We start from the raw sequence: 22,843 nt of genomic DNA, 5'->3' as shown, positions 1-22,843 counted from the left end.
GTTCACCTTAACCCAGGATCTCTTCTACCGACTTGCCGCGTTTGGCGGCGATGTCGGAAGGAGTGCTCAGTTTAGCCAGGCCGTCCAGCGTGGCGCGAACCAGGTTGTACGGGTTGCTCGAACCGGTGGATTTAGCGACCACATCGGTCACGCCCATCACTTCGAAGATTGCGCGCATCGCGCCGCCTGCAATGACGCCGGTACCTGGTTTAGCAGGCGACATCATTACTTTCGAGGCGCCGTGGCGACCCAGGACGGTGTGGTGCAGCGTGCCGTTTTTCAGTGGTACTTTGATCAGGTTGCGACGGGCTTCTTCCATTGCCTTCTGCACACCAACCGGTACCTCTTTCGACTTGCCCTTGCCCATGCCGATGCGGCCATCGCCGTCACCAACCACGGTCAGCGCGGCGAAACCCATGATACGACCACCCTTGACCACTTTGGTCACGCGGTTGATCGCGATCATTTTTTCGCGCATGCCGTCGTCCGGCTTGTCGCTTGCCATTTTTGCTTGCATTTTTGCCATGATCGTTCCTTAGAACTTCAGACCGGCTTCACGCGCGGCTTCTGCCAGCGCCTTCACACGGCCGTGATAACGGAAACCGGAACGGTCGAAGGCGACTTCGGTGATACCGGCTTTCAGTGCTTTTTCTGCTACGCGCTTGCCCACCAGTGCGGCGGCAGCGGCGTTGCCACCCTTGCCCGATTGGCCGGCCAGTTCAGCGCGTACTTCCGCTTCAACGGTCGATGCCGAAACCAGTACTTTGGCTTCCGGGCTGATCAGGTTCGCATAAATGTGCAGGTTAGTGCGGTGCACCGACAGGCGGTTCACTTTCAGTTGTGCGATCTTGATCCGGGTTTGACGTCCGCGACGCAGACGAGATTCTTTTTTATCCATCGTCAGCCCCTAATTACTTCTTCTTGGTTTCTTTGATCTTAACCACTTCGTCCGAATAACGGACGCCCTTGCCTTTGTAAGGCTCCGGAGCGCGGTAAGCACGAACTTCTGCAGCAACCTGACCCACCTTTTGACGATCGATGCCTTTGATGACGATCTCGGTCGGGGTGGCGGTGGTCACGGTCACGCCTTCTGGCATGGCGTGCACGACCGGGTGCGAGAAACCCAGGGACAGGTTCAGCTTGTCGCCGGCGGCCTGGGCTTTGTAGCCCACGCCAACCAGGTTCAGCTTTTTCTCGAAGCCCTTGGTCACACCGTTGACCATGTTGTTGACCAGTGCGCGCAGCGTACCGGACATGGCGTTCGCTTCGCGGCTGTCGTTCGACGGCTCAAAGCTCAGGGTACCAGCGTTGTTTTCAACTTTTACCTGGCCGTTCAGGGCCTGGGTCAAGACGCCCAGCGGGCCCTTGACGGTGATCGCTGCTGCGGAGATGGCGACTTCAGCGCCAGCTGGCACAGCGATAGGCATTTTAGCTACTCGGGACATGTGTAACTCCTTATGCGACGTAGCAAATAACTTCGCCGCCGACACCGGTAGCGCGTGCTTTGCGGTCAGTCATGACGCCTTGCGGAGTCGACACGATCGCCACACCCAAGCCATTCATCACAGTAGGGATCTCGTCTTTGCCCTTGTAGACGCGCAGGCCTGGACGGGACACGCGCTCGAGGCGCTCAATGACGGGACGGCCAACATAATACTTCAAACCGATTTTCAGTTCCGCTTTGCCACCAGCTTCGGCTACGGCGAAATCTTCAATGTAACCCTCGTCCTTGAGGACGTTGGCAATCGCAATTTTGACTTTCGACGATGGCATGGCCACGGTCGTTTTTTGCACGCCCTGGGCGTTACGAATGCGGGTCAGCATATCGGCGATAGGATCGCTCATACTCATTGCATATTCTCCTATTACCAGCTTGCTTTAGTCATACCCGGGATCTCACCACGCATGGCGAATTCACGGAGCTTGATACGGCCCAGACCGAATTTACGGAAGGTGCCGCGTGGACGACCGGTGACGGCGCAGCGGTTACGCTGGCGGGTCGGAGCCGAGTTACGTGGCAGCGTCTGCAGCTTCAGGCGCGCTTCGTAACGTTCTTCTTCCGACTTCGACTGGTCATCAATGATGGCCTTGAGCGCGGCGCGTTTGCCGGCGAATTTGTTCGCCAGGGCTACGCGTTTTGCTTCACGGTTAATCAGTGCGAGTTTTGCCATGATCTCTTAGTTCCTGAACGGGAATTTGAAGGCGGCGAGCAGAGCTTTCGCTTCGTCGTCGGTCTTAGCGGTGGTGGTGATCGAAATGTTCATACCACGCAGCGCATCGATCTTGTCGTACTCGATCTCAGGGAAGATGATCTGCTCTTTAACACCGATGTTGTAGTTGCCGCGACCATCGAACGAGCGACCATTCACACCGCGGAAGTCACGCACGCGCGGCAGGGCCACGGTGATGAAGCGGTCGAGGAACTCGTACATACGGGCGCCGCGCAGGGTGACCATGGTACCGATCGGGTAGCCTTCACGGATTTTGAAACCCGCAATAGCCTTACGCGATTTGGTGGTCACCGGCTTCTGGCCAGCGATCTTGGTCAGGTCGCCGACAGCGTGCTCGAGCACTTTTTTGTCAGCAATCGCTTCACCAACACCCATGTTCAGGGTGATCTTGGTCAGACGCGGAACTTCCATCACCGACTTGTAACCGAATTTCTCGGTCAGGTCAGCGACGACTTTTTCTTTATAGAATTCTTGGAGACGTGCCATGATTTCTTAAGCCTTCACTACTTCGCCGGACGATTTAAAGACGCGGACTTTTTTGCCGTCGACATCTTTGAAACCTACGCGGTCTGCCTTGCCAGTCGCTGCATTGAACAATGCAACGTTGGACACGTGAATCGGCATAGTCTTGTCGACGATACCACCTTGAACGCCAGTCATTGGGTTAGGCTTGGTCGCTTTTTTAGCGACGTTGACGCCTTCAACCACTACGTGTTCTGCGTCTACGCGACGCGAAACGACGCCGCGTTTGCCCTTGTCTTTACCGGCCAGAACGATGACTTCGTCGTTTTTACGAATCTTATCCATTGCTGACTCCTTACAGAACTTCAGGTGCCAGGGACACGATCTTCATGAACTTTTCAGTGCGCAGTTCGCGCGTCACTGGTCCGAAGATACGGGTACCGATCGGTTCCAGCTTGGCGTTCAACAGTACGGCGGCATTGCCGTCGAACTTCACCAGGGAACCGTCTTGGCGGCGTACACCTTTAGCGGTGCGCACTACCACGGCGTTATAAATTTCACCTTTTTTGACACGACCACGTGGCGCAGCAACCTTAACGGTTACCTTGATCACGTCGCCAATGCCAGCATAACGGCGCTTGGAGCCGCCCAACACCTTGATGCACATTACTTCCTTGGCACCGGTGTTGTCGGCCACTTCGAGCCGGCTTTCAGTTTGAATCATAGTATTCTCTTTCCCAACTTAAGCCGAAGAATCCACACAATGCGGACCTGCGGTCAGTCTTGGTCCCGCCAGAGCGCTCATGAAGAGCCCACTGTTTGGGTGCTTGACCTTCGTACTGCACTGACCGCACGGTTCAGCGTCTGTGGCCAGACACTTTGCGGCGTTACATGAACGAAGCCCGCAAGTATTACATACCTTTTGCGGGCTTGCAAGAACTAATTGAAAATCGCCCCCGATCCGTGGATCGGAGGCGACAAATTCAATTAAACGATTTGTGCGGCTTGCACCACACGAGTCACGGTCCATGCCTTCGTTTTGGAGATCGGGCGACCTTCCACGATTTCCACCGTGTCACCGGCTTTCACCTGGTTGGTCTCGTCGTGCGCGTGGTACTTGGCGCTGCGGACGATGATCTTGCCATACAGAGGGTGTTTCACGTGACGTTCGATCAGAACGGTAACGGTCTTGTCCATCTTGTCGGACACAACTTTACCGATCAGCGTGCGCTTCAGCTTTACTTGCTCGGTCATTTTGCTTCCTTCGTGTTCAATACCGTTTTTACGCGTGCGATATCGCGACGTACCTTCTTGAGCTGCGAGGTGTTGCTCAGCTGTTGCGTAGCGGTTTGCATACGCAGGCCGAATTGCGCCTTCAACAGGTCATTCAGCTCTTTTTGCAGAGCTGCCTGGTCTTTGCCGCGGAGTTCAGATGCTTTCATATTTCACTCCTGTTATTGGCCAACTTGGCGGACCACGAAAGTGGTCGCCAGTGGCAGTTTGGCAGCGGCCAGGCGGAATGCTTCGCGCGCCAGTTCTTCGGCGACGCCGTCCATTTCGTACAGGACTTTGCCCGGACGGATTTCAGCGACGTAGTACTCCGGATTACCTTTACCGTTACCCATACGAACTTCAGCTGGCTTGTTCGAAATCGGCTTGTCCGGGAAAACGCGGATCCAGATACGACCGCCACGTTTGATGTGACGGGTCATGGCGCGACGTGCGGCTTCGATCTGACGTGCCGTGATACGACCACGGACAACCGCTTTCAGACCGAATTCACCGAACGACACCGAAGTGCCGGCGCTGTGCGAAATGCCGGTGTTACGGCCTTTCTGCTCTTTACGATACTTTCTGCGTGCTGGTTGCAGCATGATTATTCTCCTGCTTTCTCGGCCGGTTTAGCGGCAGCACGGCGGGCGCCGCCTGGACCGGCTGGGCGTGGACGGCCAGCTGGTTTGCCGTCGTCACGACGTGGGCCACGTGGCTTCTTCTCGTCCGGTGGGGTATCGATGACTGGTGCATCGCCGTTTGGCGCGCGGTCACCTTTGTATACCCACACCTTGACACCGATGATGCCGTAGGTGGTCGAAGCTTCGCTGGTGCCGTAGTCGATATCGGCGCGCAGGGTGTGCAGTGGCACACGGCCTTCGCGGTACCACTCTTTACGAGCGATTTCGATACCGTTCAGACGACCCGACGACATGATCTTGATGCCCAGGGCGCCCAGACGCATGGCGTTCTGCATCGCGCGTTTCATGGCGCGGCGGAACATGATGCGTTTTTCGAGCTGTTGAGCGATCGAGTCGGCGATCAGCTGCGAATCGATCTCTGGCTTGCGGATCTCTTCGATGTTCACGTGCACCGGCACACCCATGATCTTGGTCAGCGCCGACTTCAGTACTTCGATGTCTTCGCCTTTTTTACCAATGACCACGCCTGGACGCGAGCTGTAGATCGTGAAGCGCGCGTTCTTGGCTGGACGCTCGATGACGATGCGGCCGACCGAAGCGTTCTTCAGCTTGGCTTTCAGGTAGGTACGTGCTTTCAAGTCTTCGTTCAGCATGGCGGCAAAGTTACCATTGCCTGCATACCAACGCGAAGCCCAGTTACGGGTAACCGCCAGGCGGAAACCAGTTGGATGAATTTTCTGACCCATCTTGGCTCCTTAGTTGCCTACGGTCACATAAATGTGACACGATTGTTTCGAAATACGATCGCCACGACCTTTTGCACGCGCGGTGAAGCGCTTCAGGATCGGGCCCTTTTCAACGTAGATCGTTTTCACGAACAGTTCGTCGATGTCGGCGCCATCATTGTGCTCGGCGTTGGCGATAGCCGACTCCAGCACTTTCTTGATGATGGTTGCGCCTTTTTTCGGGCTGAACTGCAGAATGTTGAGTGCTGCGTCAACTTTCTTGCCACGGATCAGGTCAGCAACCAGACGGCCCTTTTGGTCCGACAGGCGCACGCCTTTGAGGATAGCTTTGGTTTCCATTATTTCTTCGCCTTCTTGTCAGCGGCATGGCCTTTGAACGTGCGGGTCAGCGCGAATTCGCCGAGCTTGTGACCTACCATGTTCTCGGAGACGTACACTGGCACGTGCAGCTTGCCGTTGTGAACAGCGATCGTCAGGCCGATGAAGTCAGGCATGATGGTCGAGCGACGGGACCAGGTTTTAATTGGCTTTTTGTCTTTGGTCGCTTGCGCGGCTTCGACTTTTTTCACCAGGTGGGCGTCACAGAACGGCCCTTTTTTCAATGAACGAGTCATGATTTATCCTTATTTCTTGCCGCGGCGCGAGACGATCATCGAAGAAGTACGCTTGTTGCTGCGAGTCTTCTTGCCCTTGGTCTGTTGGCCCCATGGCGACACAGGATGACGACCAGCTGCCGTTTTACCTTCACCACCACCGTGCGGGTGATCGACCGGGTTCATGACCACACCGCGAACGGTAGGACGAACACCGCGCCAGCGCATCGCGCCAGCTTTACCGATCTTGCGCAGGCTGTGTTCGGCATTGCCGACTTCACCCACGGTTGCACGGCACTCGATGTGCACGCGACGCACTTCACCCGAGCGCAGACGCACTTGAGCGTAGGTGCCGTCACGCGCCATCAGGACCACGCCGGCGCCGGCGGTACGGGCCATCTGGGCACCCTTACCTGGCAGCATTTCAACGCAGTTCATGACGGTACCGACTGGAATGTTGCGGATCGGCAGGCAGTTGCCCGACTTGATCGGCGCTTCCGAACCGGTCATCACGGCGTCGCCCACAGCCATGCCCTTGGTGGCGATGATGTAGGTGCGCGCGCCGTCGGCGTAGCACAGCAGCGCGATGTGCGCCGTGCGGTTTGGATCGTATTCGATACGTTCCACTTTCGCCGGGATGCCATCCTTGCTGTTGCGCTTGAAGTCGATCAGGCGATAGTGCTGCTTGTGACCGCCGCCGATGTGGCGGGTGGTGATGTGACCGTTGTTGTTACGGCCAGCAGTCTTCGATTTTTTCTCAACCAGGGCTGCGAACGGACGACCTTTGAACAGGTCCTTGTTCACAACTTTCACCATGCCGCGACGGCCTGGGGAGGTTGGCTTCATCTTAACGAGTGCCATTATTTAGCCTCCTCGGTGAAATTGATTTCCTGGCCTGGCTTCAGGCACACGAAAGCACGCTTGGTGTGGTTGCGACGGCCGATGTGGGCGCCGGAACGCTTCTGCTTACCTTCGCGGTTCACGGTTTGCACCGATTCCACTTGCACTTTGAACAGCAGTTCAACGGCAGCCTTGATTTCTGGCTTGGTCGCGTCGGTGGTGACACGGAACACGATCTGCTCGTTCTTTTCCGCGACCATGGTGGCCTTCTCGGAAATCACTGGAGCTACCAGCACCTTCAGCAGGCGCTCTTCGCTAAATTTCAATGCGCTCATGCCAGCATCTCCTCAATCTTCGCCAGCGCGGCCTTGGTCACCAGGATCTTTTTGTAGAAGACCAGCGACATCGGATCGGCGTGACGTGGCTCGACAACCAGCACGTTCGGCAGGTTGCGGGAAGCCAGTTCCAGGTTTTCGTTGGCGGTGTCGGTGATGATCAGAACCGAGTCAAAACCCAGGCCGGTCAGCTTTTGCGACAGCAGCTTGGTTTTTGGAGCTTCGATCGACAGATCTTCGATCACGACCAGACGGTCTTCACGGGCCAGCTGCGACAGAATCGAGCACAGACCAGCGCGGTACATCTTCTTGTTCACTTTGTGGGTGAAGTTCTCGTCAGGCGAGTTCGGGAAGATGCGACCACCGCCGCGCCACAGTGGCGACGACGACATACCAGCACGAGCGCGGCCGGTGCCTTTTTGGCGCCATGGCTTCTTGGTCGTGTGGTGGACTTCTTCGCGGTCTTTTTGTTTACGGTTGCCGCTGCGAGCATTGGCTTGGTAAGCAACGACGATCTGGTGGATCAGGGCTTCGTTGTAGTCGCGACCGAAGACGGTATCGGCGGCTGCTACGTTAGAGGCGGCTTGACCTTGAGCGTTCAAGAGCTTGAGTTCCATCGTTTAAGCTCCCTTCTTTGCTTTAACTTTGACAGCAGGCGAAACCACTACCTGGCCGTTTTTGGCGCCAGGGATCGCACCTTTGACCAGCAGCAGCTGACGGTCGGCGTCGATACGGGCGATTTCGAGGTTCTGCACGGTCGTGGTGACATCACCCATGTGACCGGTCATGCGTTTACCAGGGAACACGCGGCCTGGATCTTGCGCCATACCGATCGAACCTGGGACGTTGTGCGAACGCGAGTTACCGTGGGTTGCACGACCCGAAGCGAAGTTGTGACGCTTGATGGTACCGGCGTAGCCTTTACCGATCGAAACACCTTGAACGTCGATCTTCTGACCGACTTCGAACAGGGAAACGGCAACAACGTCGCCAGCTTTCAGTTCGGCAGCTTTAGCGGCGTCGACGATAAACTCTTTCAACAGAGTACCGGCTTCAACACCTGCTTTAGCGTGGTGACCAGCAACGGCTTTGGTCACGCGGGAGGCGCGACGTTGACCGAATGCGACCTGAACTGCAGTGTAACCATCAGTTTCAGGGGTTTTGATTTGCGCAACACGGTTGTTCGATACGTCGACAACGGTGACTGGGATCGAATCCCCGTCATCGGTGAAGATGCGCATCATACCAACCTTGCGACCGAGGAGGCCAAGGCTCATTTTTTCTCCAATTCCCACCTACGATTGGGCGGGGATATGTTGAACTACTAAAATTAGTACGGACCAATAAAAAGTCGAATCCATACCGAAGCCGGCTAGTGTATCGTGATTTGGGGGTTGACGCAACAACTTAGTACGAGGTATGTCAGCTTTTTCGCGCGCCAAACGACAGCTTCCGCCGATCCCCGCCAAAACCAGCCCCCATGCGGGCTGGCGCGGAGCTCGGGCCTATGCAAACGGTAGCGATTCGTCCATCTTGCCGACGCCGTACCAGTCGACCTTGCGGGTGGCGATCATGACGGCGCCAAGGGCGGTGAACAGCAGTAGCGTGCCGAGCACCAGGGCGTTGTTCTCCGAGCTGAGCAGGCCATACAGGGCCGAGTACAGCAGCACCAGCCCGGCGCCGAAGCCGGCGGCGCGGGCGCGGCTGCGCAGCACCGCGCTCAGGTAGAAGGTGATCAGGGCGATACAAGCCGCGCTGGCGATCAGGTACGACACCAGAAAGTCGAGATGCTCGGACAGGCTGACCAGCAGTAGAAAGAACATGATCAGCGCCAGCCCTACTAATAAGTACTGGATCGGGTGGATCGGCAGCGCCTTGAGGATTTCGAACACGAAGAAGGCGGCAAAGGTCAACGCCACGAACAGCAAGCCATATTTGGTGGCACGGTCGGCCTGGGCATAGACGTTGACCGGTTCGATGAAGCCCATGCCAAAACTGTCGAGCTTGACCCGCGCTTCGGCCGCCTGCGCCGGTGACGCGCCGTCCATGGCCTGCAACTGCTGCTGGGCGCCGCTGGCCATGGCCGAGATGCGCCAAGTGGCCTTGAAGCCGCTGTCGTCGATGCTGCGCGACTCCGGCAGGAAGGAACCGGCAAACTGCGGATGCGGCCAGTTCGATTCAATCGTGACCACGTTATTGGCACCGACCGGCACAAAATTCTGCCGCTCCGTGCCCGACAGGTACAGGGTGAAGCCGAACGGGATCGAGCCGCCGGCCGCCTTCAGCTCGGGCAGTTCCAGCGGCACGTGCATGCCATTGGCGTAGCCCGGCAGACGGGCGCCATGCTCGAAGCGATGGCTCTGCCCCGCCACCAGCATGTTCGGAATGTCGCGGATACCGCGCACGTCCGTCACCGCCAGCGAGATATAAGGCTTGCCCATCACCAGCTGCGAAGCGCCGCTCTCGCGCGCCAGCTCGGCCGCCGACGGCAGGCTGAAGTCGCCGGCGACACTGTGGCCACCCTTGAACATCAGCACCTGGTGGATGCCGCGATAGCGCCGCTCGGCATTGATGCGGCCGGCGATCCGCAGCTCATTCGGGAACACCAGCTTGCGATGCGCGACGGTGCGCAGCTTGTCGCCGTCACGGATTTCCTCGGTGTAGGGCAGCACCAGCACCGGGCCGATCACGGTTTGCTCGCGCACGGAGTCGGCGGCGATGCTTTCCACGGCCTGCTGGTGAAAGCGCATGCGCTCGTTGATGGTGCCGTCGATCATGATCAACGGCACCCCGATCAGCAGCATCAGCGCGACGATGATCAGGCATTTATAGAGCAGCTTCTTTTGCATGGCGATTCCTCTGGTTGAAAGTGCAACCAGTCTAGAAAAGCAATGTGTGTTCTTGATGCGTTCTGTGTGAAGTCAAAGAATCAATGGCAATGGCAGGCGCAGTTCGGCGCGGCAGCCTCCCTGCTCCGCATTGCCGACGCTGACCGTGCCGCCATGCAGCGCGGCCACTTCGCGCACGAACGGCAAGCCCAGGCCGGTGCTCTTGCTGCCGCCGGGACGCGGCAGTGAATAGAAGCGCTCGAACAGGCGCTCCTGTGCATAGACGGGAATACCTGGGCCGCGATCGGTCAGGCTCACCACCGCGCAGCCGTCAGCGACCTGCAGCGCCAGCAGCAACTCGCTACCCAGCGGCGCGAAGCCGATGGCGTTGTCGAGCAGGTTGCCGAGCGCCTGGCGCAGTAACAGCGCGTCGCCGCGCACCTGCACCGGCGCCTCCGGCACATCGATCCGCACCGATAGGGAGCGCGCTCCGAGCGGGCCGGCGGCGTCGGCCACCACCAGCTTGAGCAGCGCGCCCAGCGTCACCGTCTCGGCCGCCTCCAGGCCCTGCTGCTGCTCGACGCGCACCAGCGCCAGCAGCTTGTCGATCAGCTGCTTCTGACGCGCGTTCTGGCTCAGGATGTTACCGAGGAAGTGACGGAACTCCTGCGGCGGCATATCCTCGGACAGCAGCTCGGCCGAACCCTGGATGGCGGCGATCGGGCTTTTCAGTTCATGCGCCAATGTGTGCATCAGCTGCTCGGCGTATTCCTTGCCTTCGAGCCGCGTGCGCATGGCGTGCAGCGCGCGCGCCAGCGTGCCGATCTCGTTGTTGCCGAGCGACGGCGGCACCGCCTTACGGCCGGCCTCCACTTCCGACACGTAGTGCATCAGTTGGCGCAGCGAGCGCGCCAGCCACCAGGCGAAGCCCAGCCCGATCAGCAGTGATAGCACCAGCAGCAGCACACCGGCGCGCAGGATGCTTTGCTGGCTGCGCTCGACGAAGGCCTGCACGCTGGCGTTGGGCTTGGCCACGGTCAGCACGCCGATCAGCTTGCCGTTGGCCAGGATAGGCGCCGCCACGTGCATGACGGTGCTGGCCTCGTCGTCCGGATTGGAGCGGGTGCTGCGCGCGCCGTACTTGCCGCGCAGGGTCAGGTAGACGTCGTTCCAGCGTGAGTAGTCCTTGCCGGCGTCGCGGCCGTCGCTGTCGAACAGCACGACGCCGTTGGCGTCGGTGATATAGAAGCGGTAGTCGAGCCGTTCGCGGTCGATGCCGCTGACGTTGGCGCGGATCGGGCCGCGCAAGGCCGCCTGCACACGCTCCAGCACGCCCGACGACAGCAAGGTGCCGGCCTGCATGTCGCCGGCCACCGCCGCCGCCAGCATGTGCGCAGTGCCGACCAGCGTGTCCTCCTGGGTGGCGCGCACGCCGGGCTTAACCTCCGCCATGAAGACGTTCAGCAGGAACCATGCGGCCAGGCCGACCACCAGGAAGTAGCCGAGCAGGATGCGCAGGCCGATCTTCATGCGGACAGGCTGTAACCCATGCCGCGATGGGTGAGGATGGGATCGGCATCGGCGTCGATCAGGCGCAGCTTGGCGCGCAGCGACTTGATGTGGGCGTCGACGGTGCGCTCCAGCGTGTCCGGGGCGTCGGTCCAGACGCGGTCCATCAACTGGGCGCGAGAGAGCACGTGGGCCGGATGTTCCAGGAGCGTCTTCAGCAACAGGTATTCGTAGCGCGTGAGGTCGAGCGGCTGGCCGCGGAACAGGATGCGGGCTTCCAGCGCGCGGTGCTCGAAGGCGGAAGCGGCGCCGGTGGCGGAGGCGGCAGGCGCACCGGCGATTGCGGCTGTTGCGCCTGTTGCGGCGGTATGCGGTAGGGCAGTTGCTGCGGCCGTGGCGGCCGGCGTCATGCGACGCAGGATCACGCGGATGCGCGCCACCAGTTCGCGCGGCGAGAACGGTTTGGTCACGTAATCGTCGGCGCCGATCTCCAGCCCGACGATGCGGTCGATCTCGTCGCTGCGCGCGGTCAGGAACATGATGGGCGCATCGGAAAACTGGCGCAGCCGGCGACACACTTCCAACCCGCTCATGTCCGGCAGGCCGACGTCCAGCACCACCAGCAACGGCGCCGGCACGGCGCGCATGGCCACCAGCGCCTGCTCGCCCAAGGTCACATGCAGCGGCGTGAAGCCGTCGGTGCGCAAGGCATAGGCGATGCTGTCGGCAATCGCCTGCTCGTCTTCAACAATGAGGATGGTCTTGGGAGGATTCTGCATCGGGCCATTGTAGCGTGTCCAAATGCAAACAGGGCCGGCCGACCGCATTGCTGCGGCGGGCCGGCCCCAAGGCTCAGCTAGTCAAACAGATCAGAACTTGTAGCTTGCGCCCAGGCCGATCGTGCGGAACTGCGGCTGGTAGCCATCACGCCACTGCACCGGTGCATCCTGCTCGAAGATGTTGTTGATGTACAGGTTCAGCTTGATGTGGTTGATGCCGCTGAAGGTCAGGTTGTAGTCGACGGTGGTGTTGCTGCCGGTGCGACCGCAAGTGTCCATGTAGGCGGCGGCCACTTTCTGCGTCACGCAGTAGTTCGGCGAACCTTCGTCGTTGTTGCTGTAGCCGCTGCGGTAGTTGACCGTCGCACCGTGGTCCCACGCGCCGTTCTTGAGCGACATGCGGAACTTGGCGTTCAGGCGCGACTGGCCCAGGTAGCCACTGGAGAAGGTGTTGTTACCGGCAGCGTACATACCTGCGGTGTTCGGGCCGTAGGCGCCGTCCGCGACCGAGTAGGTCTGGTATTTCCACAGGTAAGCGCCTTCCAGTTTCAAGCGCACTTGGCCCAGCTCGGTGTTGAAGCGGCCCGATGCGTCGAAGTCGAAGCCCGACACGCGGGTGCGGCCGCTGTTGACGTACGGGTTGTACGCCAGGCCCAGTTTGCCCACGCCGCCGAAGTTGGTGGTGGTGCCAGGCGCGTACTTGTTGGCCAATGCGATGAACTCGGCGTCGGTTGCGGCGTTGTCCACGCGCACCAGCTGACCGGCCGGCAAGCTGGCTTCGCCCTTGAGGATGTCGGTGGTGGCGCGGGTGCCGATTTCGTTGCGGCGCTCGATGAAGAAGTAGTCGATCGCGGCGGTCCAGTTCTTGACTGGCTCGATCACGAAGCCGGCGGTCAGCGAACGCGAGGTTTCCGGCTTCAGGTCCGGGTTGGACGCGACGAAGCTAGGCAGCGAACCGACGCAATCGCTGAGGCGGTAGTTGTTGGCCAGCACCTTGTCGCCTGCGGTAGCGGTCGGCGAGTTCTGCACCACGTTGTTCAGCTGGTTGGCGATCGGGCAGCGGCGTGGATCTTCCACCGAGGTGGCGACCGAGCTGCGGCCCAGGCCGTTGCCGGACTCGACGATGTTCGGTGCGCGGAAACCGCCGGCGGCGGTGGCGCGCAGCAGCAGGCTGTCGGTCACGGTGTAGCGCAGACCGAGCTTCGGCGACATGTGGGCTTCGCTGCCGGTCGATTTGTCGGCGCGCAGCGCGGCGCTCAGTTCCACCTTCTTCACCACCGGAATGGTGGCTTCGGTGAACACGGCGTAGTGATCGACCGAGTCTTTCACCTGCAGGCCGAAGATGCCGACCAGCTCGCCGTTCAGCACGTTGTCCGAGCTCTTCATTTCATACGCTTCGCGGCGGATGTCGGTGCCGACGGCGATCGACAGCGGACCGGCCGGCAGTTGCATCAGTTCGCCCGACACGGTGACGTCGAAGAAGGTGACCTTCGATTTGCCATCGGTGGTGCGGACCGGGAACATTTTTTCCAGCAGCGCCGGATCGTTCTGCTGGCCGAACTTGTAGGCGCCGGTGACAATGGCGTTGGTGTAGCCGGTGGCGCTGACGGCGCGGGTGGCCTTGGAAGCGGTCGACTCCATGTGGCCGAAGGCCGATTTCCAGTCGAAGCCGGCGATTTCACCGGTCAGGTTCAGCATGGCGCGGTACTGGTCGGATTCGGTACGGTTGAAGTTGAAGCCGTTGCCGGTGTCCATCAGGCTGGCGCGGTATTCCACCGGCACCGAGTACGGATTGTTCGGGTGGCCGACCGGCAGCTTAGGATAGCTGAACGGGCCGACCATCTTGCCGGCGTAGACGTTGTACCAGATGCTGGTGGCGGCGGTGGTGCTGCCGTTGCTGGTGCGCAGCGGGGCCACCAGGTAATCGTTGGCGGCGCTGGCGTAGGTCAGCTCGAAGTTGGCGTCGATCGCCTTGCCGATGCGGAAGTGGGTATTGCTGGCCATGGCGTAACGCTTGGCGTCGGTGGTCTGGCCGGCGTACGGCAGCAGATCGGCCTTGCATTGCTTGTCGGCCGGATCGATCGCACCGTCCGGGCAGCCCGGTGCGGCGACGAGATTGGTGGCGCTCAGGAAGTAGTTGCCGGTCGGCGAGAACGCGCTGCGGGCATCCCAGCTCGAACGGCCCGGGGTCAGGCGGTGCCAGTCCGGCACGTGGCTGCGCAGGTCGTCGGTGGTGTAGCCGTCGCTCTTGTAGGCTTCATAGGTCAGGTAGGTGTTGAAGCCGTTGTCGTCGATGTCGCCGTAGCCGACGATGCCGGAGACGCTGCGGTTGCGCAGGTCGCGGAAGCCGTCCGCTTCGCGGTAGTTGGTGCTCAGCTTGGCGCCCTGGAAGTCCTTCAGCAGGATGATGTTGATCACGCCGGCAATCGCGTCGGAACCGTAGATGGCCGAGGCGCCGTCTTTCAGGATCTCGATGCGGTCGATGGCGGCGGCCGGGATCGCGTCCAGGTTGGTGAAGCTTTGCTGGGCGCCGTCGGACAGGCCGTACTGCGCAATGCGGCGGCCGTTGACCAGCACCAGGGTGGCGACCTTGCTCAGGCCGCGCATCGAGGCGGCCGAGGAACCGGTGGCGAAGCTGCCCGAGCTGCTGTTGGACGAGCTGATGTCGGTGCCCATGGCGGCCGACGAGCTGAGGATGCCCAGCGCGGTGGTTTCACCGGTGCGCTCGATATCTTCGCGGCCCAGGACCTGGATCGAACCGGCGGCTTCAGCGGCGGTGCGCTTGATGCTGGAACCGGTGATTTCAACGCGTTGGATTTTTTCTTCTACCGCTTGCTGTGCGGAGGCTTGGTGGGCGAATGCCATGGCGAGCGCCAACGACAGCGCGCTCTTTTTAAAGAACTGCTCTTGTTTCAAAACTACTCCCTGATTGCTATTCCTGTAACTCGCTTCTTAGCGGGGCCATCTACGTGGAACCCTCACTTTTAACGCCGAGGCTGGAATTTCGCACAACATGGATAGTCACACAAAGGAAAAAGTCACGTTCTTTATTGCAATTACAACTTTATTTCGCATTTCTGTTGTTTTATGGCGAAAAAAAACAGGCCGCCGGAACGGCGCGGCCTGTGCAAGTGTCGGGGCGGCACGACCCGCCCCTCCCCCTCTCAGTACTGCAGAGACTGTAAAAACCTTGCGGCGGCGGCTAGCGGTTCAGCCGGTTCAGCAACTGGGCCCGCAGCATGCGCGCGCCGGCCTCGTCCAGCGGCGCCAGCACGCCGCGCGCGCCCGGCGCGATGTGTTGCGCCGCGCCGCCGTCGGCCTCGAACACGTAGTGGCGGAACAACTCCTGCCACGCCGCGCGCTGGGCCGGCGGCAGGTCGCGCATGGTCATCAGGCCCAGCAACAGCGCGTTGAACGGCGTATCCATCCAGGCCGGCGACTGCCGCCACCAGTAATTGATCAAAATATTGAACGCCTCCAGCCCCTCCACGTGGTGCCACCACATGCTGGGAATGAACAGCGCGTCGCCCGCTTCCAGCGTGGCCGACTGCGCATGCGCCAGCGCCTCGGCGAACAACGGGAAGCGCGCCAGGTCCGGCTGCGCCAGGTCGACCATGCTGACCGACTGGCCGGCCGGCGTGAAATCGAGCGGGCCGACATACAAATTCTTCAGCTGTTCCGGCGGGAACAGGGTAAAGCGCCGCCGCCCGGCCGCCACGCAGGCCAGGTTGTCCGGCACATCGTAATGGGCCGGGATGCGGGTGCGGTTGCCGATCCAGATGCTGGCCAGCGGGTCGCGCTCGCCGAAGTCGAGATCGTTCTCGGCGCGCATGCCGGGCAGGCAGGTGTCGACCGTGGTCGAACCCACATACAGGGTCGGCGGCTTCGGATCGTCGAGGTGCGCGGCCAGGGCATCGAGCACCTGGTCGAAGCGCACCATCTGCGAACTGAAATTGAAACCGCTCAGGTCATCGTTGTAAAAAATGCGGCCGTCCGTGCCGGGCGGGCTGTGGCTGGCCAGCACGGTGGCGTCGCGGTGGAAGCGGCGCAGATAGGCGTCGGCGTCGCGCGGCGAACGGCGCGCGGCGTGCACCAGGGGCCAGTGCGCCACCAGGCCGCGCAACACCAGCGGCACCGGCGAGGCCAGGATCTCGTCGGGCAGCGTCTGGCCGCTCTCGCACGTGATCTCTGCTATGGCTGCTACGTTCGGCGACATGAATTCTCTCAAGAAAACAGGCCGTCGCCTCGGCGACGGCCTGCGGTACTGCACCTTACATTACATTAGAACTTGTAGCGTGCACCGACCATGTAACGCGGACCGGCTTGCGTCACGTTCAGGGTCGAGCGCTCGGTACGACCGAACTGGCGCTGGGTCGAATTGGTCAAATTGATCGCCTCGACCTGGAAGCTCAGGTTAGGCGTGTAATTGTAACCAATGCTGACGTCGGTCTGACCATACTTGTCGGTGTACACCGGCGCCGCACGGCCGCCGCCATCCACCGTCGAGGCCAGGAAGCTGTCGCGCCAGTTGTAGGCCACGCGCACCGACCACTTGGCATCTTCATAGATACCCACCAAGTTGGCCGAATTGCTCAGGCCCAGAATGGCGAACTGGTCGTTGGTGTTGCCGTTGTCGTACTTGGTCGGCGAGCTCACGTAGGTGTAGTTGGCCTGGACGCCGAAACCGCTGCGGCCAAACATGTGCTGCACGTTGATCTCGGCGCCCTTGACGGTGGCAGCCTTCTGGTTGGCGTAGGTGGTGGTGACGAAGTCGACCAGCGGATCGGTCGGCAGGCCGGTGATGTTACCGTTCAGATTGCCGTCGGCCTTGACGCCGGTCTTCACGACGCCAGGCTGGCCGTCGAAGTTGCCCAGGATGTAGTTGCGGATGCAGTTGGTGTCAGCCACCGTGCAACCGGACGCCAGCGCCTTGTTGTAGTAGGCGCCGCCCTTCGGCGTGTGCAGGTTGTACAGGTTCTGCGTCACCAGCGTCTGGCCCGCGTAGTTGTCCATCTTCTTGTGGAAAGCGGCCAGCGAGAACACGCTTTGCTGGTCGTAATACCATTCCCACGACAAGTCCAGATTCTTCGACTTGACCGGTTTCAGCGCAGGATTGCCGACCGAAGCGGTGCCGCCGGTGAAGTAGTTGACGATGGTGCCGAGCGACAGGCCGCCCTGCAGCTGGTCGTAACGCGGACGGCCGATGGTCTCGCCGGCGCTGGCGCGCACCTTCATGTCCGGGCGGACGTCGAAGTCGAGGTTCAGGCTAGGCAACACGTTGTTGTAGGAGGCATCCTTGGTGCTGTACGAACTGCCGGCGAAGGTGATCGGCAATTCATTCTGCGAACCCCACACCACGGCGGTGCCCGGCAGTACCTGGGCCACCGAGGTGACCTTGGTGCGTTCGAAGCGCACGCCCACGGACGAGTGGAACGGAATCGCGGTGTCCCAGTCGGTACCGAAGGAAACGTAGCCGGAGGTCGATTTTTCTTTCAGCTCGCGGTCGGTGTCGGCGCTGGCGAAGTTCGGCAGGTAGGCCGCTTCGTTGCCGACGGCCTTGGCGGTCACGGCGCGCAGGGTGGCGAAGTCGAAGGTGTACAGCGAACCGAACAGTTCAGGCGCGTTGTGGCCGCCCAGTTCCTGGAAGTACGAACCCAGCGGATTCGCCTGGAAGATGTTCGCAGGATAGTCCGACGCTTTGGTGGCGCCGCCCCAAGTGTTGTTCTGCACGTTGGAGTAGGTCGAACGGCTGGTCGAGTCGGTGTAGCTGACGCCGAAGTTCAGGTCGGACGCTTCCAGCAGCTTCAGGCTACCTTTGGCCTGGGCCTGGTTGATGGTGGCTTTCTGCCAGCTGTTGTGGAACCACGAACCGGCGGCCTGGATCGGCTGCGCGGCCAGGTTGGCGGCCGGCATGCTCAGCACCGGCAGTTCCTTGGTGAAGTCGATCTTGGTGGTGCCGCGGCTGAAGCTGGCGTTGGACAGGTTGTTTTCGCTGCCGAACGGGCTGTCGGCGCCGGACTCGGCGGTCGAGTGGTGCAGGTCGAGCTCCAGGCGCAGGTCGGCCGAGGCTTTCCACACGGTGTTGAAGCCGATCGACTCGTTCTTGGTCTTGGTGGCGTAATCGCCGCCCACCACCGAGATGTCCTGCGGCGTTTGGTAGACTTCCTGATAGGTCAGCGGCGACTGCACGTGACCGCCCGGCCAGGTGCTGGTCGAGGTCGGGGTCTGGCCGAACCATACGCTCAGCTCATTGCGGCGGGTGTGGATCTTCTGTTCCGAGTAGGTCAGGTCCAGGGTGGTGGTCAGTTCCTTGACTGGACGGAATTGCAGCACCAGTTGGCCGTTGGTACGCTCACGCTCGATGGCGTTGACGCTGTAGCCGAAGTTCTGTGGAATCGAGTACAGATCGGTCGGACCAGGACGGTTGGTGATGTTTTGCGAACCAGCTTCGCCAGGCTGCGGCAGCGTTTCGCCGGCCTTGACTTGCGAACCCAGGTACGGACCCTGGTAGCCGTTGGCCAGGCCCGCGCGGTTGAAGCCGGAATCGCGTTTCTGGTGGCTGCCGCTGACGGCGACACCGAAGCGGCCGTCGGCGCTGGTGTTGCTGTAGATGCCAGAGATTTCAGGGGTGACGCTGTCGCCCTTGAGCATGCCTGGCAGGTGGTCGTTCGAGGTGTCTTTCAGCGCCTTGACGCCGACGCTGGCGCGCATGCCTGGATTGTCCAGTGGACGCGCGGTCATCACGTTGATGGTGGCGCCGATGCCGCCGGTCGGGCTGTCGGCACGGCCGGTCTTGTAGACCTGCAGCTGCGAGATCGCTTCCGACGCCAGGTTGGAGAAGTCGAACGAACGGCCGGACAGGTCGCTCAGGTCGGTGGTCGGCATCTGGCGGCCGTTCAGCAACACCAGGTTGAAGTCCGGGCCCAGGCCGCGCACGGTGACTTTTTGGCCTTCGCCGTTGCTGCGGTCGATCGACACGCCGGAAATACGCTGCAGGGACTCGGCCAGGTTGGTGTCCGGGAACTTACCGATATCGTCGGCTACGATACCGTCGACGATGCCGTCGGCATTGCGCTTCATGTTCAGCGTGGACTGCATACTGGCGCGGATACCGGTAACGACCACGGTTGGAGCGCTGGTGGTGCTATCGGTTGCACTGGCGGTGTCCTGGGCGTGGGCTGCACCGAATGCCGCGCAGGCGCCGGCCACTGCCAGACTGATCAGACGGCGCTGTCGTGGCGCCTTTGAAAACGTTTTCATAGAGGTACGCACTTAATCTCCTTATTTTATGATTTATTCCGGCGAGCGATTTGCCGGACGTGATTCCTACACAAACTGACTGCTGGGTAGTTCTGGTACTGGTGCCGCATAATACGGTGACGGTGTGATGCCCGTCTGGGATGCATGTTCGATCCGGTGCTATGACTGAATCGACAAGTTGAGGATATGAGAAACGTATCCATTCGTCAATCGGTCGAACAAACTACGCACCGATTCCGCGCATAGCTGTTGTAATGACGCACCACTACGGCCCAAACCACGCCGCTAAGTCATTGATAGTCGATGTGACAAGCTTCGTGTATGATCTTTGCACGCCCCATTTTGGAATTCCGGACCATGATCGTCGCTGGCGACCAGCAATTACTCAAGCAAATCAACCGCATGGCACTGGTACGCCAGCTCTGTAGCGAACCGGGCCTGTCGCGCGCAGCGCTGGCCGAGGCCGTCGGCCTGACCAAATCCACCGTCAGCCTGCTGGTACGCGAGCTGCTGGACGAGGGCTGGCTGGCGGAAAACGACATCCGAGTCACCGGCGCGCTGGGCCGCCGCGCCACGCCGCTGCAGCTCGACGGCGAGCGCCTGGCGCTGCTCGGGGCCGACCTCGGCATCGGCATGGCGCGCATCGTCGCCACCAACCTGCTGGGTGAGGTGCTGGCCGAGCAGGAACTGCCCTATCTCGACCCGGCCGACACGGCCGGCTGCATCGCCCTGATGGCGCAAGGCCTGGTCGAGCTGGCCGACTGTCCGGCGCTGGCCGGGCGCACGGTGCGCGGCGTCGGCGTCGGCCTGCACGGCGTGGTGGACGACGCCACCGGCGTGCTGCACCACGCGCCCCACCTGGGCTGGCGCAACGTCGACGTCGCCAGCCAGCTGCGCGCGCACTTCGACGGCACGCCGCTGGCCGAGCTGCCGCTGTTCATCCAGAACGAGGCGAACGTGGCGGCGCTGGCCGAGCTGGAGTTTTCCGGCGAGCACGGCGCCGATCCGCTGATCTACCTCAGTCTCAACTACGGCGTCGGCGCCGGCATCATCGTCAACGGCCGCCTGCTGACCGGCCTGTACGGCTTTGCCGGCGAAGTCGGGCACACCATCCTGCAACAGGGCGGACCGGTCTGCTCCTGCGGCCGGCGCGGCTGCGCCGACGCCCTGATCGGCCTGCAGGCCCTGCTCGACGAGGTCTACGGCCGGCAGCATCCGGCCACGCCCGAACAGCTGGAACAGCTGTTTTCCGAAGCCGAAGCGGGCGACGCCCATGCCGCACAGGCGGTGGAGACGGCCGGCCGCAACCTCGGCGTGCTGCTGAACAATCTGTGGGTGGCGTTCGACCCGATGTGCATCGTCATCGGCGGCGCCGCCTTGCGCCTGGGCGACCGCCTGATCGGGCCGGGCCGCCAGGTGCTCGACGACTGCGCGCGCGCCACGCAGCTGCAGGCGCCGACCGTGCGCACGCCGCGCTTCGGCCACAACGTCATCGCCATCGGCGGCGCCGCCATGGCGCGCCACTACCTGATGCGCCCCTTCGTCGACCAGGGTCCGGCGCGGCGCGGCAACGCCAAGCTGGCCGAACTGCCACCGGCGGTCACCGCCGGCCTGATGGCCTGGAATTAAAAAAGGGCCGGACGTTTGCACGTCCGGCCCCTCTTCAGCAGGCAGCCGAGGCTGCCAACTTAAAATTGATTACTGCAGTTTGATTTCGACATCAACGCCAGCTGGCAGGTCCAGCTTCATCAGTGCGTCAACGGTCTTGTCGGTTGGGTCGACGATGTCCATCAGGCGCTGGTGGGTGCGGATTTCGAACTGGTCGCGCGAGGTCTTGTTGACGTGTGGCGAACGCAGAACGTCGAAACGCTGGATGCGGGTTGGCAGTGGGACTGGGCCTTTGACAACGGCGCCGGTGCGCTTAGCGGTGTCAACGATTTCCAGTGCGGACTGGTCGATCAGCTTGTAATCGAAAGCTTTCAGACGGATGCGGATTTTCTGGTTTGGTGCGGACATGATAATTCCTCAAAAGAGCGAACTGGCAACTTTGTAGCGCCAGCAATTTTAAAAAGAACGAGTTTTGCAAAACAAGGCCGACATGGTATCACACCATATCGGCCCTGTTTCAATCCCAGCTAAAAATTAGGCCAGGATTTTTGCTACAACGCCGGCGCCGACGGTACGGCCGCCTTCGCGGATTGCGAAGCGCAGACCTTCTTCCATCGCGATCGGGTTGATCAGCTTAACGGTGATCGACACGTTGTCGCCTGGCATAACCATTTCTTTGTCCGCTGGCAGTTCGATCGAACCGGTCACGTCGGTGGTACGGAAGTAGAACTGTGGACGATAGTTGTTGAAGAACGGGGTGTGACGGCCGCCTTCATCTTTCGACAGAACATAGATCTCGCCGGTGAAGTGGTTGTGCGGCTTGATCGAGCCTGGCTTCGCCAGAACTTGACCACGTTGCACGTCTTCACGCTTGGTGCCGCGCAGCAGCAGACCAACGTTGTCGCCTGCTTGACCTTGGTCCAGCAGTTTGCGGAACATTTCCACGCCGGTGCAGGTGGTTTTGACGGTGTCGACGATACCAACGATCTCGATCTCTTCGCCAACTTTCACCACGCCACGCTCAACACGGCCGGTCACAACGGTACCGCGACCCGAGATCGAGAACACGTCTTCCACTGGCATCAGGAAGGCGCCGTCCACTGCGCGCTCTGGCGTAGGGATGTACGAATCCAGTGCGTCGGCCAGAGCCATGATGGCTTGCTCGCCCAGAGGACCGGTGTCGCCGTCCAGTGCTTTACGCGCCGAACCTTTGATGATAGGCAGGTCGTCGCCTGGGAATTCGTACTTCGACAACAACTCACGAACTTCCATTTCAACCAGTTCCAGCAGCTCTTCGTCGTCGACCAGGTCGCACTTGTTCAGGAACACAACGATGTATGGAACGCCAACTTGACGGGCCAGCAGGATGTGCTCGCGGGTCTGTGGCATTGGGCCGTCGGCTGCGGAGCAAACCAGGATCGCGCCGTCCATCTGCGCAGCACCGGTAATCATGTTTTTGATGTAGTCGGCGTGGCCTGGGCAGTCAACGTGGGCGTAGTGGCGGCCGGCGGTTTCGTACTCAACGTGGGCGGTGTTGATGGTAATACCGCGTGCTTTTTCTTCTGGTGCAGCATCGATCTGGTCGTAAGCTTTAGCTTCGCCGCCGAATTTCTTCGACAGAACGGTAGCGATTGCAGCGGTCAGGGTGGTTTTGCCGTGGTCGACGTGACCGATGGTGCCTACGTTGACGTGCGGTTTAGTCCGCTCGAACTTTTCTTTTGCCATTTTGATTCTTCCTT

The 22,843-nt window shown here is 60.8% G+C and carries 27 protein-coding genes; 1 reads left to right on the top strand and 26 read right to left on the bottom strand.

What is annotated here, in order from left to right; all coding sequences use genetic code 11:
- Positions 1–7 precede the first annotated feature (7 nt).
- The 24 genes from rpsE to ACXZ1M_RS15555 all read right to left on the bottom strand — a co-directional run bounded on the left by rpsE (position 8) and on the right by ACXZ1M_RS15555 (position 19,496).
- A complete protein-coding gene (gene rpsE / locus ACXZ1M_RS15670) occupies positions 8–526 on the bottom strand; it encodes a 30S ribosomal protein S5 (protein ID WP_161004842.1) in 519 nt (172 codons plus the stop codon).
- A 9-nt stretch (positions 527–535) separates the two neighbouring features.
- Positions 536–898 (bottom strand): 50S ribosomal protein L18, encoded by a 363-nt coding sequence (gene rplR, locus ACXZ1M_RS15665; protein ID WP_072786821.1) that lies wholly within the window; start codon positions 896–898, stop codon positions 536–538.
- Positions 899–911: 13 nt separating this feature from the next.
- Entirely contained in the window at positions 912–1,445 is a 534-nt protein-coding gene (gene rplF, locus ACXZ1M_RS15660; protein WP_459048604.1) for a 50S ribosomal protein L6, read from the bottom strand.
- A 10-nt stretch (positions 1,446–1,455) separates the two neighbouring features.
- Positions 1,456–1,851, bottom strand: coding sequence for a 30S ribosomal protein S8 (rpsH, locus tag ACXZ1M_RS15655; protein WP_008444325.1), 396 nt, complete (start codon positions 1,849–1,851; stop codon positions 1,456–1,458).
- A gap of 14 nt (positions 1,852–1,865) precedes the next feature.
- On the bottom strand, positions 1,866–2,171 hold the full coding sequence (gene rpsN / locus ACXZ1M_RS15650; protein WP_459048603.1) for a 30S ribosomal protein S14: 306 nt from the start codon (positions 2,169–2,171) through the stop codon (positions 1,866–1,868).
- 6 nt (positions 2,172–2,177) lie between these two features.
- Positions 2,178–2,717 (bottom strand): 50S ribosomal protein L5, encoded by a 540-nt coding sequence (gene rplE / locus ACXZ1M_RS15645; RefSeq protein WP_019923483.1) that lies wholly within the window; start codon positions 2,715–2,717, stop codon positions 2,178–2,180.
- A gap of 6 nt (positions 2,718–2,723) precedes the next feature.
- Positions 2,724–3,038, bottom strand: coding sequence for a 50S ribosomal protein L24 (rplX, locus tag ACXZ1M_RS15640; protein WP_056151015.1), 315 nt, complete (start codon positions 3,036–3,038; stop codon positions 2,724–2,726).
- A 10-nt stretch (positions 3,039–3,048) separates the two neighbouring features.
- Complete coding sequence (rplN, locus tag ACXZ1M_RS15635) at positions 3,049–3,417, bottom strand: 50S ribosomal protein L14 (RefSeq protein ID WP_008444317.1); 369 nt, start codon at positions 3,415–3,417, stop codon at positions 3,049–3,051.
- A 263-nt stretch (positions 3,418–3,680) separates the two neighbouring features.
- A complete protein-coding gene (gene rpsQ / locus ACXZ1M_RS15630) occupies positions 3,681–3,947 on the bottom strand; it encodes a 30S ribosomal protein S17 (RefSeq protein ID WP_055937633.1) in 267 nt (88 codons plus the stop codon).
- Complete coding sequence (gene rpmC, locus ACXZ1M_RS15625; RefSeq protein ID WP_373990137.1) at positions 3,944–4,135, bottom strand: 50S ribosomal protein L29; 192 nt, start codon at positions 4,133–4,135, stop codon at positions 3,944–3,946. Before rpmC ends, rpsQ begins: the two co-directional genes overlap by 4 nt.
- A gap of 12 nt (positions 4,136–4,147) precedes the next feature.
- Positions 4,148–4,567, bottom strand: a complete 420-nt coding sequence (gene rplP / locus ACXZ1M_RS15620) for a 50S ribosomal protein L16 (protein ID WP_373990136.1) — start codon at positions 4,565–4,567, stop codon at positions 4,148–4,150.
- A 2-nt stretch (positions 4,568–4,569) separates the two neighbouring features.
- On the bottom strand, positions 4,570–5,352 hold the full coding sequence (gene rpsC, locus ACXZ1M_RS15615) for a 30S ribosomal protein S3 (protein ID WP_459048602.1): 783 nt from the start codon (positions 5,350–5,352) through the stop codon (positions 4,570–4,572).
- Positions 5,353–5,361: 9 nt separating this feature from the next.
- On the bottom strand, positions 5,362–5,694 hold the full coding sequence (gene rplV, locus ACXZ1M_RS15610) for a 50S ribosomal protein L22 (protein ID WP_174864456.1): 333 nt from the start codon (positions 5,692–5,694) through the stop codon (positions 5,362–5,364).
- Complete coding sequence (gene rpsS / locus ACXZ1M_RS15605) at positions 5,691–5,966, bottom strand: 30S ribosomal protein S19 (protein ID WP_050409767.1); 276 nt, start codon at positions 5,964–5,966, stop codon at positions 5,691–5,693. The genes rplV and rpsS overlap by 4 nt, the downstream gene beginning before the upstream one ends.
- Before the next feature lie 9 nt (positions 5,967–5,975).
- Positions 5,976–6,806: a 50S ribosomal protein L2 gene (gene rplB, locus ACXZ1M_RS15600; RefSeq protein ID WP_373990134.1), complete on the bottom strand. Its 831-nt coding sequence runs from the start codon at positions 6,804–6,806 to the stop codon at positions 5,976–5,978.
- Positions 6,806–7,120, bottom strand: a complete 315-nt coding sequence (rplW, locus tag ACXZ1M_RS15595; RefSeq protein WP_161077548.1) for a 50S ribosomal protein L23 — start codon at positions 7,118–7,120, stop codon at positions 6,806–6,808. Before rplW ends, rplB begins: the two co-directional genes overlap by 1 nt.
- A complete protein-coding gene (gene rplD, locus ACXZ1M_RS15590; protein WP_072786810.1) occupies positions 7,117–7,737 on the bottom strand; it encodes a 50S ribosomal protein L4 in 621 nt (206 codons plus the stop codon). The genes rplW and rplD overlap by 4 nt, the downstream gene beginning before the upstream one ends.
- A gap of 3 nt (positions 7,738–7,740) precedes the next feature.
- Positions 7,741–8,397 (bottom strand): 50S ribosomal protein L3, encoded by a 657-nt coding sequence (rplC, locus tag ACXZ1M_RS15585; RefSeq protein ID WP_373990133.1) that lies wholly within the window; start codon positions 8,395–8,397, stop codon positions 7,741–7,743.
- A 228-nt stretch (positions 8,398–8,625) separates the two neighbouring features.
- Positions 8,626–9,969 (bottom strand): cell envelope integrity protein CreD, encoded by a 1,344-nt coding sequence (gene creD / locus ACXZ1M_RS15580; protein ID WP_459048601.1) that lies wholly within the window; start codon positions 9,967–9,969, stop codon positions 8,626–8,628.
- A 72-nt stretch (positions 9,970–10,041) separates the two neighbouring features.
- Positions 10,042–11,478 carry a two-component system sensor histidine kinase CreC gene (creC, locus tag ACXZ1M_RS15575; RefSeq protein ID WP_459048600.1) on the bottom strand — a complete coding sequence of 479 codons (1,437 nt, stop codon included), beginning with the start codon at positions 11,476–11,478 and terminating at the stop codon, positions 10,042–10,044.
- Complete coding sequence (gene creB, locus ACXZ1M_RS15570; RefSeq protein WP_459048599.1) at positions 11,475–12,236, bottom strand: two-component system response regulator CreB; 762 nt, start codon at positions 12,234–12,236, stop codon at positions 11,475–11,477. The genes creC and creB overlap by 4 nt, the downstream gene beginning before the upstream one ends.
- Positions 12,237–12,326: 90 nt before the next feature.
- Positions 12,327–15,101 carry a TonB-dependent receptor plug domain-containing protein gene (locus ACXZ1M_RS15565; RefSeq protein WP_459048598.1) on the bottom strand — a complete coding sequence of 925 codons (2,775 nt, stop codon included), beginning with the start codon at positions 15,099–15,101 and terminating at the stop codon, positions 12,327–12,329.
- A 337-nt stretch (positions 15,102–15,438) separates the two neighbouring features.
- The gene (locus ACXZ1M_RS15560; RefSeq protein WP_459048597.1) at positions 15,439–16,452 is read right to left on the bottom strand and encodes a cupin-like domain-containing protein; all 1,014 of its coding nucleotides are present in this window, start codon (positions 16,450–16,452) and stop codon (positions 15,439–15,441) included.
- Between the two features lie 65 nt (positions 16,453–16,517).
- Positions 16,518–19,496: a TonB-dependent receptor gene (locus ACXZ1M_RS15555; protein WP_459048596.1), complete on the bottom strand. Its 2,979-nt coding sequence runs from the start codon at positions 19,494–19,496 to the stop codon at positions 16,518–16,520.
- Between the two features lie 357 nt (positions 19,497–19,853).
- Between ACXZ1M_RS15555 and ACXZ1M_RS15550 the strand changes: the two genes are divergently transcribed.
- Positions 19,854–21,125: an ROK family transcriptional regulator gene (locus ACXZ1M_RS15550; RefSeq protein ID WP_459048595.1), complete on the top strand. Its 1,272-nt coding sequence runs from the start codon at positions 19,854–19,856 to the stop codon at positions 21,123–21,125.
- A 69-nt stretch (positions 21,126–21,194) separates the two neighbouring features.
- Here ACXZ1M_RS15550 and rpsJ read toward each other — a convergent pair whose 3' ends face one another.
- Positions 21,195–21,512, bottom strand: coding sequence for a 30S ribosomal protein S10 (gene rpsJ / locus ACXZ1M_RS15545; protein ID WP_005663509.1), 318 nt, complete (start codon positions 21,510–21,512; stop codon positions 21,195–21,197).
- 126 nt (positions 21,513–21,638) lie between these two features.
- Positions 21,639–22,829: an elongation factor Tu gene (gene tuf, locus ACXZ1M_RS15540; protein ID WP_459048594.1), complete on the bottom strand. Its 1,191-nt coding sequence runs from the start codon at positions 22,827–22,829 to the stop codon at positions 21,639–21,641.
- Positions 22,830–22,843: the final 14 nt, after the last annotated feature.

The sequence above is a fragment of the Duganella paludis genome (assembly GCF_054461335.1).
The sequence above is the reverse complement of the archived record's forward strand: the minus strand, read 5'-3'. Positions and strand labels throughout refer to the sequence as shown.